The organism is Xenorhabdus entomophaga (assembly GCF_037996725.1).
GTDB lineage: Bacteria > Pseudomonadota > Gammaproteobacteria > Enterobacterales > Enterobacteriaceae > Xenorhabdus > Xenorhabdus khoisanae.
Map to the genome: position 1 here is coordinate 47310 of NZ_JBBMXH010000012.1, position 18008 is coordinate 65317.

The window sequence follows — 18008 nt, forward strand, 5'->3', positions numbered from 1 at the left end:
TTGCATTCAAATCAATCACTAGTTGAAATTAAAAATAAACTGATTAAATCATCATTCAGTTGATCTAATAAAAATAAATTCAAAGAAAATACTGGTAATTATAATAAAACTTGAAGTATGATGCTGCGTCTGCAAAATGCAGCTATTCATTAAACCCCACTAACAACTGAAAAGGAGGAATTTATCATGATGACAATAACAATGACTCTTTTCAGGCCAGTCCATAGCTAATTACGAAATTAGTTTTTTCAGTATTGCTTGGCTAGGAAGGCCTGACCGCACCCTTATTTTTTCATTGATCATAAGGTTGATCTATGGGCAATACTTTGTATTCGGCTGCACCAAACGTACAGCTTATCGTAACAGAAAACACTTGGCTGGAAGGCAAGGCTATCCAGCAGCTTGAAACGACAGCACAACTTCCTGAGATGGTTCGCGTTGTCGGTCTGCCAGATCTCCATCCCGGCAGAGGATATCCAGTTGGTGCGGCATTTTTTACACAGTCACATTTCTATCCGGCACTTATCGGGAACGATATTGGTTGCGGTATGGCATTGTGGCGAACAGATTTGACACTGAATAAATGGTCATTGGATAAGCTGGAGAAACGGCTTGGTTCCATTGACGCTCCCTTGAAAGCAGAAGATTTACCTGACGATATACCTGAATATTTTTTCCATTCACCGGGAACGATTGGTGGTGGAAATCATTTTGCTGAGTTGCAGCAATTGGATGAAATTTATCAACCGGAACTGCTCGAAACATGGCAACTAAATAAACAGCAGCTTCTGTTATTGGTACACAGTGGTTCACGTGGTATGGGGCAAATGATCCTTGAGCAACATGTCCGTGAGCATGGGCATAATGGGTTGGTTGCATCAAGCTCACAGGCTCAGAATTACCTTCAGCAACATCAACAAGCGTTGGATTATGCTTGTTTTAACCGACAATTAATTGCTGAAAGAATGCTGAAACGCTGGCGGGCCAACGGAGAGCATTTGCTTGATGTCTCACATAATTTGCTTACGCCATGTACTATTGGCGGTGTTGATGGCTGGTTACACCGCAAGGGAGCAACGCCCGCAGACCAAGGCCCGGTAATTATTCCGGGATCTCGAGGAGATTACAGTTACCTAGTGCAACCGCTACCCAGTGAACAGAGTTTGTTTTCTCTTGCGCATGGAGCGGGGCGGAAATGGATGCGTGGTGAATGTAAGGAACGCTTGAGCGGGCGTTATAATGCTGTGCAACTTTCTCGTACTGCATTGGGTAGCCGAGTCATTTGCTTAGATAAGCAGCTGATTTTTCAAGAAGCGCCAGAAGCCTATAAACCTATTGATGGCGTAATGGAAGCTATGTTACAGGCTGGTTTAATTCAATTGATAGCGCGGCTGAAACCTGTTCTGACATATAAAACGCGGGGAGGCAATGAGTGATATTGTTGCAGATTTCCTCGGCTCAAGGGCCAGATGAATGTATGTTAGCTGTTAATAAGGCGTTGGAGCGATTGATTCAAGAAGCCGAAGAATTGAGCGTAAGAGCGAATATTCTGGAGGAAGAAAGGGGATTGCGTTCCGGTACGTTGCGTTCGGTATTAGTGGCTATTCATGGAAAAAATGAACAACAACTATTTGAGTGTTGGAATGGTACGATTAAATGGATCTGCGAAAGTCCTTGGCGAAAAGGAGCAGGTCGTAAAAATTGGTTTATTGGTGTGAGGCAGTTTGAACCGATGCCGGAAATGAAAGAAAGCGAAATTCGGTTTGAAACATTGAAAGCTTCTGGCCCCGGTGGTCAGCATGTTAATAAAACAGAATCAGCGGTTCGGGCAGTGCATATTGCCAGTGGTATTAGCATCAAAGTACAGTCCGAGCGCAGTCAGCATGCTAACCGTCGACTTGCTCATATGTTGTTGGGGCATCGGCTCCAGCAACATCAAAATATGCATCAGGCACAGATTAAAGCAGAAAGACGGATATTTCACCATCAGATTGAAAGGGGAAATGCAGTGCGTACTTTTATCGGAATGAAATTTATTCCACAGAATTGATATATACCTGACAGATTTCAAGTTGTAGCACAGTCAACAAAACAACAATTTGAAAGATAAAGGTATAGATATTAATGAAATAGAGCGACGACATGAGTCAGTCGCTCTATCGGAAGTTTATTTAACCCCCTGAGATAAGGAATGCTTTGTTTGCTCTTTGCAGGCTTTGACTGATTTATCCAACGATTCATCAAAATGGCGGGTACTCGGGAATGCCTGTTTATTTTTTCTGACTTCTGTAACGGTTTGTTTGATAGATGCAATAAACTCATTCTTGTTGCTATGGATTTCTTTAAGATCGAACCCCTTATTGCTTAATTCACTAAAAGCTTTTTGAGCTATCGCATCAGGTGAGTCATTGGTTTTAAATGCTTCGACAGAGACTTTTCCAAACAAATCACAATAGGTTTCTACTGTTTTATCTACATTCGTCTGAGCGGCATAAGAGAAGAATGGGGCAAGGAAAAGTGGCAGTAAAAGACGTTTCATAATTTCCTCTTGATCGACTATACCATGGTAGTGGTGACAACATTAACAATAGTACATTATTCATTGTTTGTGCCGAATCCCGGTAGAAAATCGGACTTGTTAAATATGCGTTTATTGGTGTTTCTGCTCTACACACTGACCTCTTTTACATAATGCACGGAGTGCTTTAACGGGATCATTCTTACCGTTTATATTGATGCGAGTAAGAAGGTTAACATTTTTGTCAGTAATTTTGAGCGCATCAACTTCCAGATAATTTCCAGATCCTACCGAAAGCTTGGTGACAATTAATTCTTTGGCGCCATCATCGTTGATGTCTGCAAATGTAATCCTGGGTTTATTGTTATCATCAAACACTGAACCGTCACGGGAAAAAATGGCACCAGTTTCAAATTCTGAGAGCTCTTTATCTTTGAAAACAGCGATTGAATAGCTGCCAATTGATTCACTTTCCAGATCACCGACTGATATAACGGCAAATCGTTTATCAGGTAAGTTAATCAATGTTCCATCTTTTGCGATAGCTGGCACTGATAAAAACAGGACGGTTAGAGAAGAAATAACAATATTTTTTAGGCTCTTACTTATACACATAAGCAATACTCCATTGTTTACTATCTTGTTCGAGATACTCATAGGGTGAGTTTTATAGAGTAGCACGAATTTTGAAAGACCATATTTTTAGTAAAAGGTGCAATTCGGAACCTATTTGGGCCCAACGCTATAGTGCTTAGTTGTTAGAAATAAAACGTCAGGATATCTGATTTTTGTGGGTCTTTTGGAAATGCCATTCATTAATATAAGGAATGGAAAGATATTTTGTGGTATAGGTTATTTTTGATGTATTTAATGAATTTTATTCAAATAGTGTAATGCCGTGGAGTCAACGGGAGTGGTGACTCCCGTTTTTTTATTAACTTCAACATATATTAAGCTCTATGTGCTGTTTTTTTCTATTTTTTCGACAATCTTATTGTACTCTTTCCAAACAACGGATACAGGTGAACTCAAACAGCAGATAGAGATTGAACCGCCTGTTGCAGGATGATATTCATACTTTGATTTTCCTCTATAAACTCTTTTGGGCAGTATGTTGTCCGCGGGGTTTTTTCTTTTGCGCTCTAACATCAATTATAACCTCACTTGCAGATTACCTGATGGCCAGATAGTGGAATATTAACATGTTATTAACTTGCTGTTGTGATTTCCTACCGTAAAAATAACAATTGAAAATTTTAATATGGGATGGTGGCTTTTTCCAACTATCACAGTATTAAAATTTAATAAGCTCATTTGAAGAAAAATATTGCTATATGTTTCCAAAAATATTAGAAATTTCAATATTAAATTTTGTAATTATTTTGTGGTTTTTAATGAATTAGATTATTGCTATGTAAACGATATCACTCAGAGTGACCATCTAAATTTGTTTGGTACATTTGTGTAACTTGGCATCAAGAACTTTTGATTAACACTCTCTTTTTGTAAGGTTATTGCGTTGGTGTTATTTTATTATGATTGCCATTTGGTTATTCAATGGTTTCTTATTTTGGGCTAAATTGTTAATCAATTAATGCTCCTTACTTATATATAGGAAAGGAAAATTCTCGTATTTATTATTTGCAAAATGAGTCAAACAGGCTTGATATGGGGAATGAGGCATTATGAATACCAAAAGAAATGTTTAGTAACGCTAAAGTAAATGTAAAAAATTCATTAAAAGTTACCCATTGAAATAGATCTTGTGTTACATTCTTTTCGTTTTACTGGCTAGTATCTCTGTGTTTTTTGTATACAGAATTGTATTACCTGTTCATTAATAAAGGAAATTAAGCACAACAAAATTTCGCCGGATACTGCATTATGGTCAGCTAATGTTTTAATTAGTAAGGGGAAAATATCTTGACGGATCCGATTAACTTCATTAACAACATTCTTTGGGACTATGTACTAATATACCTGCTGCTTGGGGTTGGTCTCTACTTCACACTGCGTTCTGGTTTTATACAACTTCGCCATTTTGGCCACATGTTTTCAATTCTGAAAAATAGTAATAAATCAGATAGTTCTGGCATTTCGTCTTTTCAGGCTTTATGTACTAGTCTAGCTGCCCGTGTAGGAACCGGTAACTTAGCAGGGGTTGCTATTGCAATTACTGCCGGTGGACCAGGAGCTATTTTCTGGATGTGGGTAGTGGCATTCATTGGTATGGCAACTTCCTTTGTGGAAAGCACGCTTGCCCAGTTGTACAAGACGAAAGACGATCAAGGGAATTATCGAGGTGGCCCTGCCTACTATATGGAGAAGGGGCTCAATAAGCGATGGATGGGAGTGTTATTTTCATTCTTCCTTATTATCGCGTTTGGTCTTGTATTTAATGCCGTTCAGGCAAACTCAATTGCGGAAGCGGCTGCCTTTGCCTTTAATATCAAACCTCTTTATGTCGGTATTGTATTAGTCATCATCAGTGGCGTAATTATTTTCGGCGGATTGCGTTCTATCGCACGGGTAGCGGAATTAGTTGTACCGCTTATGGCAGGGGCTTATTTAATACTGGCATTTTGGGTTGTTGGTCACAATATTGAACGCATTCCAGATGTATTTGCATTAATTTTCAAGAGTGCCTTTGGCCTTCAGGAAGCGATAGCCGGAACATTAGGCTACGGTATCTCTCAGGCAATGCTTCAGGGTGTTCAACGCGGATTATTTTCGAATGAAGCAGGGATGGGTTCTGCGCCAAATGCGGCGGCGTCAGCTTCTCCATATCCTCCACATCCTGCCTCTCAGGGTTATGTGCAGATGTTGGGGGTATTTATGGATACCATCGTTATCTGTAGTGCAACGGCTGTCATCATCCTCTCTTCTGGAGTTCTCAACGAAAACGTCACGGCTATCAGCGGAATTGAATTGACTCAGCGAGCATTGTCATCCGCGGTTGGGCATTGGGGAACATCCTTCATTGCTATTGCTATTTTCTTCTTTGCCTTCACATCGATCATTGCTAATTATGCTTATGCTGAAAGCAACATGATATTCCTGGAACGTAACCACACAGCCGGTTTATTCATTCTGCGATTGGCTGCGTTGGGAATGGTGATGTTTGGTTCATTGGCAGAAGTCCCTGTGGTTTGGAATATGGCTAACTTATCGATGGCTTGTATGGCTATTGTTAACCTGATTGCCATACTGCTATTGTCAGGTATTGCGATAAAGCTGGCCAAAGACTATAACCGGCAGAGAAAATTGGGTCAGTTACCAACATTCAATATCAACTCTTACCCAGAAATTCAGCAGCAAGTTGAAAAAGGTATCTGGGATAATGATGCTGAGCATAACAGTGGGAAAGATACTCGTTAGTACTGAAGGGGATATCCCAAGAGATAGATTGAAGATGCCGCTAATAAAGCGGTAACTTGAAAGATGATGGGTAATAGACTAAAGCCGTAACAAGGTATTGCTCATATAAAATAATATTATCAGCCGGGCATTTCGACCATTTCACAAATGCCCGGCTTTTATTTGTTCTTAATATTATGCTTGAAAGTATAAAATATCACATCTATTTTAGTTTCATCTACTATATAGTCATCATAACGTTACTTTTTTAAAATATCTGACCAATCATGATAAGAATATTAATAGCATGCGTGTTTATCACTCTGTTGATTGGCTGCTCTTATTCCCCTGAGCGTGAAGACAGAAATAGTTATATCGTTGATCACTCCTACCCTTATTCAACTAAGCAACCTGTTGATTCAGTTGATTTCCTTGTTTTGCATTATACGGCTTTGGATGATAGACGCTCTCTACAAGTATTAACGGGAGGAAAGGTCAGCGCGCATTATCTTATTCCCTCTCAACCAAAGTATGAGAATAAAGAACCGATTATTTTTCAATTGGTTTCAGAAAAGGAAAGGGCATGGCATGCGGGAAAAAGTGAATGGGATGGATACCAAAGTCTAAACCGCTATTCTATTGGTATTGAAATTGTTAATTGTGGATTTAAGCAACACTTTATCAAAAAAGAGTGGTGCTTATATCACCCATCACAAATTGATGCAGTGATTCGATTGGCAAAAGATATTATTCAGCGTTATCAAATTAAGGCTGTGAATGTTGTTGGTCATAGTGATATAGCACCACTTAGAAAAGAAGATCCCGGGCCTGTTTTCCCGTGGCAATTACTTTATGAACAAGGGATCGGTGCTTGGCCTGATCATGTGACAGTCAATAAACATTTGGCCGGTAGGGCTCCTGATGTGCCAGCATCAGTAATATCAATACAGAAAGCCTTGGCTCATTATGGCTATAGCATCCCTCAAACGGGTTTACTGGATGATGCAACCCATAAAATTATCCAAGCATTTCAGATGCATTTTCGCCCGTCAGATATCAGTGGCAGTCCCGATGCAGAAACGGAGGCGATTGCTTTGGCATTGGTCGAAAAATATCGATAACCGTGTATGCTTAATGTACCGGAAAAGAAAAATAACAAAATGTTATTTAACAAAAGGGATCGTGAGGGGTCATGCAGGAGCGGCCATTCAATGGCCGCTGACGATATCAAGCTTTATGATTCGCAGTTGTAAGTCAGATGCAATGGAAGTTTAACTTCAAGTTCAATATCTATACTTTGGCGAAAATCATAAGGTGTAATGCCATATTCTTTACGGAACATATATGTGAAGTGAGATTGAGAACCGAAGCCGAAGTCCAGGGCAATATCAAAAATTGGCAATGAACTGTTTCTCAGTAGGGAAACCGCTCCGGCCAGGCGTCTCTGGCGAATGTATTTGCCAAGCGATATTCCCGTGACTTCTTTGAATATTTTCTGCATGTGCCAAAGCGAATAGCCAGAGTAAGCAGCAAGCTCTTCAAGATGAATGACACGGCCAAGATGGTTTTCTATCCATTTACTCAGTGCGCATACAAGTGCTAAGTGGTTATCTTGTGGCATTACAATTTTAAATTGGTTGAAGGTTGGGGAAGTATACACAACTTCTTTTCAAGATGACAAAATCCATCATTGCGATGTTCAGTAATGACTGAACTAAAATTTGAATGTTTTATCATATAAAAACCCCCTATAATATTTGATTATAACATTAACTACAATGAAATCATTCTAAGGTGACCTAATTGAATATGAAAGTAATAGTATTAATTTTGTGCTTGATATTAGTATGTCTATTTTTGTATTTACTGGCACTGGACATACATTGTGAGCAAGGCACCGTACACGGTGATCAAGGACATGGTCAATTCGAATTAGGTATTTGTTCTATTACTCGATATTTACCTTTTTGATGATCATCCTAATCATTTTCCTGCTTGCATGTGTGTTAACATACATTCGTGGTATTCATTCTTTGTAAATGATGTTTTAATATCCACCTGATTCTAATTAACAGACTAAATATCACGTTAAATCAGGGGATAGCCCAATTATTACAATAATTGAAGTAATTCAGATTCGACAAATTTTGTGAGAATTGAGAGGTAGGTGGATTTTTTACGCTACTCAGGTCTAAGAGCAACAAATAAAATGGCTTTTAATGAGACAAGTTCCAAGCATCGCAAAAAGAGGACTAGATGGCAGGACAACAAGAACAACAAACCACGCTTAAGCGTGGTTTAAAAAACAGGCATATTCAGCTTATTGCCCTCGGTGGTGCAGTAGGAACAGGATTATTTCTGGGCATTGCCCAAACGATAAAAATGGCCGGCCCTTCGGTACTTCTCGGATATGCGATTGCTGGGTTTATTGCATTTTTGATTATGCGCCAGTTAGGGGAGATGGTCGTTGAGGAGCCTGTCGCAGGGTCATTTAGCCATTTTGCTTATAAATACTGGGGAAACTTTGCTGGTTTTTTATCGGGCTGGAATTACTGGGCAATGTTCATTCTGGTCGGTATGGCAGAATTAACCGCTGTTGGTATATATATCCAATATTGGTGGCCAGAAGTTCCGACATGGGTTTCTGCTGCAATATTCTTTGTACTGATCAATCTTGTTAACCTGATTAATGTTCGGTTATACGGTGAAACCGAATTTTGGTTTTCTATCATCAAAGTTACTGCAATTATCGGCATGATTATCTTTGGAAGCTACTTACTGATTAGCGGTAATGGCGGCCCACAGGCAAGCATAACCAATTTATGGCAGCAGGGCGGTTTTATGCCAAATGGGGCTACTGGCCTGATTATGGCGATGGCGGTAATCATGTTTTCATTTGGTGGGCTGGAAACTGTGGGAATTACTGCGGCGGAAGCGGAACATCCTGAGAAAAATATACCAAAAGCAACCAATCAGGTTGTTTATCGAATTTTGCTGTTTTATATCGGTTCACTGGCTATCTTGCTTGCACTTTACCCTTGGCAAAACGTAGTAGAAGGTGGTAGCCCATTCGTTTTAATCTTCCATGATCTGGATAGCTTTTGGGTAGCGAATATTCTAAACGTGGTGGTACTGACGGCTGCATTATCTGTTTATAACAGTGGCGTGTATTGTAATAGCCGAATGTTATATGGTTTGGCTAAACAAGGTAATGCCCCCCGCATCCTGACACAAGTTAATAAACGTAGTGTGCCTGTCTTGTCCATTGGTTTATCGGCCTTAGCAACATCGATTGGTGTGTTGATTAACTATATTATGCCCGGTAAGGCATTTGAGTTGCTGATGTCATTGGTGGTGACAACGTTGGTCATTAACTGGATTATGATTTGTTTTGCTCACCTGAAATTCCGCGCGGCTAAGAACAAAGAAGGTGTTAAGACCCAATTTCGGGCATTATGGTATCCATTCGGGAACTACCTGTGTCTGGCATTCCTGGCGTTCATTCTCATCATTATTCTGATGATGCCGCCAATTCGTATTTCAGTTATTCTGATGCCACTCTGGATTGGTGTATTGTGGGTGGGTTATTTGGTGGCTAGATCCAAAAAGCAGACAAACGAGTAAACTAGCTATTAATCCATTCAGCGTGTTTTTCAGCCGGATATGATATCGATATCCGGCTGATTATTATTGTCAGTGCCAATATGACAAACATAGTGGTATATGAAAACCAATTGACTAAGATAATTTTTGTTATATACCCAATGAATTTCAATATATTAGATATTTACCATTGCCAACGTAACCAGCTAAACAGCACATTGCCGTTATTGTATGTACCGGGAATATAGGTTGATTGAAAAGAGAGCCTGTTATACTCAATGGAAAAAAGCGGTAATGGTATGGGCAAGGGTATATATTGATAATCATGACGTGCTGTAATACTAAATGTAAACCCTCCACCCACTCTGAAACTATCAAGGCCATTAGGGATATACATTTTTTGAAACCCGTAGCCAATAATAGGCTCAAGACGATTATGTGAGTCCATAAAAGCCATCGCATACAAAGAGTGCCAATCATTATCTTTATCGTAGTGAGATTTGCCGTAACCAAATCCCCAAGGCATTTCGTTGTACCTATCTGTTTTTTCTTTATCATAGGTAAAACGGTTATGCCATGTGATTATGGGTAAATAAATGTCATTGTCTGGTGAATTCCATGTTAATGAAATATTATTCCTGAATTTTTCCCATAATGCAGAATAAGTGTATTTATAGCCTTTTTCGGATTTTCCCTGCTGTACAATCCCATGCTCTGGAATGGTATCTGAATAGGCCATCTCTGATGAGATAAATAATGTTATTGGTAGAACATATGATGTGGCGAAATGCAACTTCATTTTAAACTCCAACCACTCTAATTTCAGTAAGCTGTATGTAATCAGTTTATCATTAGATAGAATAGTCAATTTTTAGCAATTAATATTATAATTGAATAATATTTAATAAATGATAAACAAAAAGTAAGCTGGTTATATGTAGAATAATTATATTGTATGCTTCAACAAATGGGTGCGAAATCAGCCATTGTTTTATAGTTATCTAAAATGGAACTGCGGGATAACTATAACTCTCTGATCTACCCTATAGTAGGCGTAAAAAACAGCATTATATATTAGATTAATTAAAGTTGTTTCTTGGGTTAAAATTTTCTTTTTGTATTTATTCATGAGGTTATGTAACTTAAAAATTATTGTGTAATTTCAAATCGGTATGGATGTTAAGTTTTTTAAATATGTGCGTTGGCTCCAGCACCTGAAAAAAATGGCTTGCGATTATATAAAGAGTATGTGATAAAACACATGGGTAAACGAAGTTCTGTTTTGTTAATAAATAACAGCAACCAATACTGGTTTATTTATTTTTATGCCAGTCGGCTAATAAAGTGATTCAAAGGAAATTTTTGAAATGGCAAAAATCACTGGTACTGTGAAGTGGTTCAACGAGTCTAAAGGTTTTGGTTTTATTACTCCAGCTGATGGTAGCAAAGATGTATTTGTACATTTTTCTGCAATTATGAAAGATGGGTTTAAAACATTGTCTGAAGGCCAACAAGTTGAGTTTGAAATTCAGGATGGCCCTAAAGGCCCTGCTGCTGCAAATGTCTCAGCTTTATAGTAATAAATTTATTTTGGCTGGTATTTAATTATTGGCTAAATGTATTGTTGTCAGTCTGGTTTTATTGTCTGATAATAAACTATTGCAAATATCACTCTATTGGGATACTAATAGAGTGATTTTTATTTTGACTCGGGGCGTTCTTTATTGAGCTGAGAAGTACCCGTATTACCTGATCTGGATAATGCCAGCGTAGGGAAGTCATGGTATCTCCTATTTTGATATCTGCTTTTCTTTGGCTGGTGATAGGAGTCACCATAATGAGAATTAACTCACTGACTATCGCAGGGACAGATCCCAGCGGTGGTGCCGGTATTCAGGCCGATTTAAAGACTTTCTCCGCTCTTGATGCTTATGGCACGGCTGTGATAACTGCTCTGGTTGCCCAAAATACAATGGGCGTACAATCAGTTTATGATATCGATCCTCTCTTTGTTGCTTCCCAACTCGAATCTGTACTTTCAGATATCAGAATAGATAGCGCCAAAATTGGCATGTTATCGAATGCTGCCAATGTCGCGATAGTGGCTGAGTCATTGCGCCGTTATCCTATTCCTTACATCGTATTGGATACGGTTATGCTGGCAAAAAGTGGTGATCCGCTATTATTACCGGAAGCCGTTACGACAATGGTAGAACAGTTACTGCCTATTGTTTCTTTGATTACCCCTAACTTACCTGAAGTCGCCGCCATACTGAAATGCGACCTTGCCAAGACAGAAGCTGATATGTTGCAACAGGGGCGTGAATTGCTTTCAATAGGATGTCAGGCTGTTTTATTGAAAGGAGGCCATTTGATCAATACGGCGGAAAGCCCCGATTGGCTGTTTACGCCTGAAGGCGAATGGCGTTTTACTTCAACCCGGGTGAATACACGGAATACTCATGGTACAGGTTGTACTTTGTCTGCTGCACTTGCTGCATTGCGACCCCGTTATCCTGATTGGCAAAGCACGTTGCCTGTTGCAAAAATGTATTTGCAAAATGCGCTTGCACAGGCTGATACTCTCGAAGTTGGTCGGGGAATAGGGCCAGTCCACCATTTTCACCAGTGGTGGTGAATAATGTGGATACTCACTTGTTATTAAATGATGCACTTGTATTAAATAATGGGGATATTTGTATCCCCATCTTGAGTGTGAAAGATAAAAAAGCGGGATTACGCGATTGTGATCTTTTTGTCGAGATAAACATCCTGAACGGAGTGAATTAGCTCAACGCCTTCTTTCATTGATTTCTTGAATGCTTTGCGGCCAAGGATCAAGCCCATTCCCCCGGCACGTTTGTTGATGACAGCGGTGCGGACTGAATCACTCAAGTCGTTATTGCCGGAAGCGCCACCAGAATTGATTAATCCAGCGCGCCCCATGTAGCAGTTAGCAAGTTGATAGCGAACGAGATCAATCGGGTGTTCAGTGGTCAAATTGCTATAAACGCGTTTATCAGTATGCCCAAATCCAATAGCAGTATAGCCACCATTGGTTTCAGCCATTTTCTGCTTAACAATATCAGCACCGATTGTTGCTGCCAGATGATTTGCCTGGCCCGTTAAGTCGGCGCTGGTATGGTAATCAACCCCATCTTTTTTGAACGCAGAATTACGCAGATAAGCCCATAACACAGTAACCATGCCTAGTTCATGAGCGCGTTCGAAAGCGGCAGAGATTTCTTCTATTTGGCGGCGTGATTCAGGAGAGCCGTAATAGATTGTTGCACCAACCGCAACTGCCCCCATGTTAAATGCCTGTTCGACACTGGCATACAAGGTCTGGTCATATTGGGCTGGATAGGTCAGCGTCTCATTATGATTTAGTTTCACCAAGAACGGAATTTTATGGGCATAACGGCGAGAAACTGATGCCAGCACACCATAAGTTGAAGCAACACAGTTACAACCCGCTTCGATCGCTAATTCAACAATATTTTTGGGATCAAAATAGAGTGGGTTAGTGGCAAAAGAAGCACTTGCAGAATGCTCAACGCCCTGATCTACCGGCAAAATTGAAAGATAACCAGTGCCTGCCAGACGACCGTGATTCATTAAGGTCTGCATGGAGCGTAAAACAGTATTGGGTCGATTATTTTCGATCATCACTCTATCGACAAAATCTGTACCGGGAAGATAGAGATTTTCACGTGGAATGGTATTGCATTGATGTTGTAATAAACTTTCAGCGTCTTTTCCTAACAACTTAGCGATATCAGTCATGATTAACTCCAGTTTGCAAAAGGCGCTGCTGATTGTTGTTGATATTTATATTGATCACAAGGTAAGCAGAAAGGGAAACCGTAGTGGATCGCTTCAGTTAATACAAAAGTTGTTAAAATTTAATCATTCTGCATGACAGTAAAAGTAAAATAATACTTATTTGGCATGGTGATAAATAATCACTAGCCTATTCTGTAATTGAATAAATTGAGCGGTATTTTCTTAAAGTTTCCTTCATTAAACTGAAGGAAACCAGATGATATTTATTGCTATATGGTTTTATTACTCATAATAAATTATGTTACCAATTTCTGATCAATATACATCCAATTGGAAATTGAAAAACATTAAGCTAATTTATATTTTTGAAGTGACGACATATTTTATAACCAATTGAATTTATGGTGATTTTTTTATTCTTTATAAAAGAAAAGGCCAGCCCAAGGGAGATTGAGCTAGCCAAGGAGGTGGTTCCTAGTCTTACAGTAAAACTTTTTTAGTTCTTCGTTTTTCAGAGCTGATCATACGAGAAATAAAATGGTATTGATGTGATCTGTTTCTAAAAAAACAGATCAATTTCTTTAAAACTTCATTTCGAATTATTTCACTTGAAATTCTTGTGAATGGGGTGCTCTGGTATTACCGCTCTTTAACTGTCGGACAAGTAAGGCATAATTCAGATCGATTTCTTCAGGAATTGGGAGATAAACAATATGTCCATCACCGGGTGCTACTTCCACTGACTGGCCTTTCTTATTTGTCATGGATTCTAATGTAAAGTTAATATTGCCTGATGGTGTCATAAGTTCCAGTCGATCTCCAACAAGAAATTTATTCTTCACGGCGACTTCGGCCAGCCCGTTGATTCGGTTGCCAGTAAGCTCACCAACGAATTGTTGAGTGTCTGATACCGAATAGCCGTATTCATAAGTCTGGTAGGCATCATGGGTATGACGACGCAGGAAACCTTCTGTATAGCCACGGTGTGCCAGACCTTCCAGAGTAGTCATGAGAGTGGGGTCGAAAGGTTTTCCGGCAACGGCATCATCAATGGCACGGCGATATACCTGAGCTGTGCGGGCACAATAATAGAAAGATTTTGTACGGCCTTCGATTTTTAATGAGTGAACACCCATGCCGGTCAATCTTTCCACATGCTCAATCGCACGTAAGTCTTTAGAGTTCATGATATAAGTGCCATGCTCATCTTCAAATGCAGACATGTATTCACCCGGACGCTTGGCTTCTTCGATCATGAATACTTTGTCTGTTGGAGCACCCTGGCCCAATGTGGGTTCAACATTCTTGACAGGGATAGGCTCGTGCATATGAACGATATTACCGACAGTATCTTCTTTACCTTCCTGAACATTGTATTCCCAGCGGCAGGCATTAGTGCACGTTCCCTGATTGGGATCGCGTTTATTGATATAGCCTGATAACAGGCAACGACCAGAATAAGCCATGCAGAGTGCGCCATGGACAAAAACTTCAAGTTCCATTTCTGGCACTTGCTGACGGATTTCAGCAATTTCTTCCAGTGAAAGTTCACGGGAAAGAATGACACGCGTCAATCCCATTTGTTTCCAGAATTTGACGGTAGCCCAGTTAACCGCGTTTGCCTGAACCGAAAGATGAATGTCTATTTCAGGAAATGCTTCGCGCACCATCATAATTAAACCCGGATCGGACATAATCAGCGCATCAGGCCCCATTTCCACAACAGGTTTCAAATCACGGATAAATGTTTTCAGCTTTGCATTATGTGGTGCAATATTGACGACGACATAAAAACGTTTACCTAATTCGTGGGCTTCTTTAATGCCCTGAGCCAACGTTTCATGATTAAATTCATTATTGCGGACACGCAGGCTATAGCGGGGTTGCCCGGCATAGATAGCATCTGCACCATAGGCAAACGCATAACGCATGTTTTTCAAAGAGCCGGCAGGAGAAAGTAATTCTGGAGTAAACATATTCTTAGCATTCTCGGTCTGAGTTCAAGTCAGCCCTTACCCTATCGTCTTTATCATTACTAAGGGTAAGGTTAAAGGGAGGGGATTTTAGCGCTTATTCCGTCATTAGCACAAATATATTATTGTCCCGGAAAGGGGCTAAGAGATGATCTCTTCTGAGATTACTTTGATCACCAGAACAAGTTAGCCTGCATTGGTGATAAATTGAATTGCCGGATATGGTTAAGGAAAAACGCGCCGCTGATACGGCGCGAGCCATTAATCGTGTTTGGTCAAATCATGAATACGTTCTGTCGGCCCGGTTTTCATGACCGATTGTATACATTTCTTCATGCTGGCTTCATTAGTATAAGGTTCACTGACACCAATAATCTGATGATTGCGGGCTTTCAGGACAAAATAAGACTTACCTGACTTATTTTTTCTTACTTCATGGCGGGTTTTATCGGGAGAATTGACCCGCATAGAGTTAATACCTTTATTGGCGGCAGCCTTAGTGGTATACATTTCACTGTTCAAAATAATATCACCGTTTGCTGCTACCAGATTGAAGTAAAATTGCCCGTTCTTTGCTTTCTTAAGATCATAATGCCCAGTAGCCATAAGAAATTCTCCTGATTGGGTAATTATCAGCTTAAGTTTAGCCTGAATTTTGTACAGAAAAGAAGTTTGGCAAAAAATTTATTTGTAGTGTAGTAATCACTTGATGTTAGTTCATTAAAACGCACATAGAGCTGCTCTGGTGTTGATGGAAAGATGCTACATGAATATATTACAGTAGCATCTCATTCAGAAATAAATATCCGCTATTTGAATGATAAACCCATTAATTTACCCTTGAATTAGGAGCTCCCCATGCCGGCCGCTATCTGGGCTTTAGCCATAGCAACATTTGGGATCGCTACGACTGAATTTATTGTCGCTGGCTTACTTCCTGAAATCGCAACAACATTTAGTATTTCAATACCAACAGCGGGGTATATGGTAACCAGTTATGCACTTGGTGTCTTTGTCGGAGCACCGGTTCTGATTATCCTGGGAGGACATATTGAAAGGAAAAAGATGCTTTCCATATTAATGATATTATTTATTATCGGAAATGCCTTGACTGCTTTTTCATCAACATTTTATCTGGCAATTATCGGGCGCATTGTTGCTTCCCTTACTCACGGTGCTTTCATGGGAATAGGGGCTATTATTGCCGCTGAACTGGCGCCAGAAAATAGAAAAACCACAGCTATCGCATTTATGTTTAGTGGAATGACACTGGCCAATTTAGTCGGAATACCGTTTGGGACATGGATAGGAAAAGAGATCTCCTGGCGTGTCACGTTTGTAATAATTACTGTTATTGGCATCATTGCGTTGGCTGGAATTTTAAAATTATTACCCAGATTCGATCAGAAAACGCCTGCCAGTATCAGAAAGGAATTGTTGGCTTTTACGAATATTCATGTCCTGTTGGCGATGGGGATTACGGTTTTAGGGCCTGCTGCATTTTTTACGACGATTACCTATATTTCCCCACTCATGGTTAATATTGCCGGTTTCTCTGAGAGTGCAATCACATGGCTCCTTTTGGTGTTGGGGATGGGATTTTTCTTTGGCAATATCGTTGGTGGAAAGCTTGCAGATAAGGCAATGATGCCATTGCTGTACTGGACATTGGGGTTACAATCTCTAGTTCTGTTTATTTTTTGGTTATATGGCGCGGAGCCATTCATTGCCTGTTTGAGTATATTTTTCATGGCGGCGCTTGGTTTTGCTACAGTATCGCCAATCCAGCGTCTGGTGATGGATAAAGCACAAGAAGCGGGTGCAGCTAATTTGGTTTCCTCAGTCAATATTGGGTTCTTTAATCTGGGCAATGCAGTCGGCGCATGGCTGGGTGGTGTGATTATCGCATCCAATTATGGTTACGCAGCCCTCAATTTTACAGGGGGAGTATTAGCTTCCATGGCCTTGTTATTAGCTATAATTTCAGGCTGTCTTGCTTATAAGAAAAATCGCGTGAATTGTTGAGGCAAAACCGATTGCCGTGAATATTGTCACATCAAGCGACAGATCTCGGCTTCCCAACGATAGCCAAGGCCATAAATTGAACGAATAAAAGATTTATCTTCATCCAATTGTTCTAGCTTTCTACGCAAGTTTTTAATATGGCTATCAATGGTACGATCATTCACGATGCGATGATCATCATAAAGATTATTCAATAGCTGATCACGGGAAAAAACACGCCCCGGTTGGCTGGACATAATCTTAAGCAAACGAAATTCAACGGGTGTCAGTTCAAGCACCCGTTCAAGATAACGTGCCTGAAAGTGATTTTCATCTATGGTCAGCGCACCTTGTACGCTGACGATATCCTGCGGGCGATAACAACGGCGCAGGATTGTTTTTACTCTGGCTACCATTTCCCGTGGGCTATACGGTTTGCAGATATAATCATCAGCCCCAATTTCCAATCCGAGAAGCCGATCAATCTCTTCCGTTTTCGCCGTCATTATTACAATCGGGATATTAGAAAACTTACGGATTTCCCGACAGACCGATAACCCATCAAGACCGGGTAGCATCAGGTCAAGCAAAATAATATGGGGTTGGCATTTTTGAACATGATCAATAACTTCATCACCGCGTTTCAGCCATTCAGTTTGATAATCTGCCGATTGCAAATAATCAACCAGCAGCCGTCCCAACTTCGGTTCATCTTCAACGATGAGAACGGTATATTGTGTGGAATATATACTCATTGCGTCTTAGGT

17 protein-coding genes and 1 riboswitch are annotated in these 18008 nt (G+C 40.1%); of the genes, 9 read left to right on the forward strand and 8 right to left on the reverse strand.

The genetic code is table 11. The features are described from left to right. Window positions 1-314 precede the first annotated feature (314 nt). Window positions 315-1436, forward strand: coding sequence for an RNA ligase RtcB family protein (locus AAC854_RS04165; RefSeq protein ID WP_340616010.1), 1122 nt, complete (start codon window positions 315-317; stop codon window positions 1434-1436). Beyond that, window positions 1433-2050: a peptide chain release factor H gene (gene prfH, locus AAC854_RS04170; RefSeq protein ID WP_047962055.1), complete on the forward strand. Its 618-nt coding sequence runs from the start codon at window positions 1433-1435 to the stop codon at window positions 2048-2050. The genes AAC854_RS04165 and prfH overlap by 4 nt, the downstream gene beginning before the upstream one ends. Before the next feature lie 117 nt (window positions 2051-2167). Here the strand turns inward: prfH and AAC854_RS04175 are convergent, their stop codons facing one another. Together AAC854_RS04175 and AAC854_RS04180 are read right to left on the reverse strand one after the other, a co-directional pair. Next, complete coding sequence (locus AAC854_RS04175; protein ID WP_340616011.1) at window positions 2168-2539, reverse strand: hypothetical protein; 372 nt, start codon at window positions 2537-2539, stop codon at window positions 2168-2170. A 111-nt stretch (window positions 2540-2650) separates the two neighbouring features. Then, a complete protein-coding gene (locus AAC854_RS04180; RefSeq protein WP_273548376.1) occupies window positions 2651-3133 on the reverse strand; it encodes a PliI family lysozyme inhibitor of I-type lysozyme in 483 nt (160 codons plus the stop codon). A gap of 1308 nt (window positions 3134-4441) precedes the next feature. On the opposite strand from AAC854_RS04180, the gene AAC854_RS04185 reads away from it, so the two are divergent. Both AAC854_RS04185 and AAC854_RS04190 read left to right on the forward strand, forming a co-directional pair. Next, on the forward strand, window positions 4442-5896 hold the full coding sequence (locus tag AAC854_RS04185; RefSeq protein ID WP_273548375.1) for an alanine/glycine:cation symporter family protein: 1455 nt from the start codon (window positions 4442-4444) through the stop codon (window positions 5894-5896). Window positions 5897-6165: 269 nt separating this feature from the next. Further along, window positions 6166-6996 (forward strand): N-acetylmuramoyl-L-alanine amidase, encoded by an 831-nt coding sequence (locus AAC854_RS04190; RefSeq protein WP_273548388.1) that lies wholly within the window; start codon window positions 6166-6168, stop codon window positions 6994-6996. A gap of 113 nt (window positions 6997-7109) precedes the next feature. Here the strand turns inward: AAC854_RS04190 and AAC854_RS04195 are convergent, their stop codons facing one another. Continuing rightward, window positions 7110-7496: a helix-turn-helix domain-containing protein gene (locus tag AAC854_RS04195; RefSeq protein WP_047962082.1), complete on the reverse strand. Its 387-nt coding sequence runs from the start codon at window positions 7494-7496 to the stop codon at window positions 7110-7112. A gap of 188 nt (window positions 7497-7684) precedes the next feature. Here AAC854_RS04195 and mgrB point away from each other — a divergent pair, with 188 nt between their 5' ends. Continuing rightward, window positions 7685-7846 (forward strand): PhoP/PhoQ regulatory lipoprotein MgrB, encoded by a 162-nt coding sequence (mgrB, locus tag AAC854_RS04200; protein ID WP_340616012.1) that lies wholly within the window; start codon window positions 7685-7687, stop codon window positions 7844-7846. Between the two features lie 285 nt (window positions 7847-8131). Further along, entirely contained in the window at window positions 8132-9499 is a 1368-nt protein-coding gene (locus AAC854_RS04205) for an amino acid permease (RefSeq protein WP_340616013.1), read from the forward strand. A gap of 163 nt (window positions 9500-9662) precedes the next feature. Here AAC854_RS04205 and pagP read toward each other — a convergent pair whose 3' ends face one another. Then, the gene (gene pagP, locus AAC854_RS04210) at window positions 9663-10277 is read right to left on the reverse strand and encodes a lipid IV(A) palmitoyltransferase PagP (RefSeq protein WP_340616014.1); all 615 of its coding nucleotides are present in this window, start codon (window positions 10275-10277) and stop codon (window positions 9663-9665) included. Between the two features lie 568 nt (window positions 10278-10845). Between pagP and cspE the strand changes: the two genes are divergently transcribed. Then, window positions 10846-11055 (forward strand): transcription antiterminator/RNA stability regulator CspE, encoded by a 210-nt coding sequence (gene cspE, locus AAC854_RS04215; protein ID WP_047962061.1) that lies wholly within the window; start codon window positions 10846-10848, stop codon window positions 11053-11055. 123 nt (window positions 11056-11178) lie between these two features. Further along, window positions 11179-11271: riboswitch (TPP riboswitch) on the forward strand. Between the two features lie 44 nt (window positions 11272-11315). Further along, entirely contained in the window at window positions 11316-12116 is an 801-nt protein-coding gene (gene thiD, locus AAC854_RS04220) for a bifunctional hydroxymethylpyrimidine kinase/phosphomethylpyrimidine kinase (protein ID WP_340616015.1), read from the forward strand. 98 nt (window positions 12117-12214) lie between these two features. Here thiD and fbaB read toward each other — a convergent pair whose 3' ends face one another. The 3 genes from fbaB to AAC854_RS04235 all read right to left on the reverse strand — a co-directional run bounded on the left by fbaB (window position 12215) and on the right by AAC854_RS04235 (window position 15843). Further along, the gene (fbaB, locus tag AAC854_RS04225; RefSeq protein WP_047962063.1) at window positions 12215-13264 is read right to left on the reverse strand and encodes a class I fructose-bisphosphate aldolase; all 1050 of its coding nucleotides are present in this window, start codon (window positions 13262-13264) and stop codon (window positions 12215-12217) included. A gap of 599 nt (window positions 13265-13863) precedes the next feature. After that, the gene (gene trhP / locus AAC854_RS04230) at window positions 13864-15240 is read right to left on the reverse strand and encodes a prephenate-dependent tRNA uridine(34) hydroxylase TrhP (protein ID WP_340616016.1); all 1377 of its coding nucleotides are present in this window, start codon (window positions 15238-15240) and stop codon (window positions 13864-13866) included. A 258-nt stretch (window positions 15241-15498) separates the two neighbouring features. Continuing rightward, window positions 15499-15843: a YegP family protein gene (locus AAC854_RS04235; RefSeq protein WP_340616017.1), complete on the reverse strand. Its 345-nt coding sequence runs from the start codon at window positions 15841-15843 to the stop codon at window positions 15499-15501. A 252-nt stretch (window positions 15844-16095) separates the two neighbouring features. Between AAC854_RS04235 and AAC854_RS04240 the strand changes: the two genes are divergently transcribed. Beyond that, on the forward strand, window positions 16096-17262 hold the full coding sequence (locus AAC854_RS04240; protein WP_340616018.1) for an MFS transporter: 1167 nt from the start codon (window positions 16096-16098) through the stop codon (window positions 17260-17262). 26 nt (window positions 17263-17288) lie between these two features. Here AAC854_RS04240 and baeR read toward each other — a convergent pair whose 3' ends face one another. Then, window positions 17289-17996, reverse strand: a complete 708-nt coding sequence (gene baeR, locus AAC854_RS04245) for an envelope stress response regulator BaeR (RefSeq protein ID WP_340616019.1) — start codon at window positions 17994-17996, stop codon at window positions 17289-17291. Between the last annotated feature and the right edge of the window lie 12 nt (window positions 17997-18008).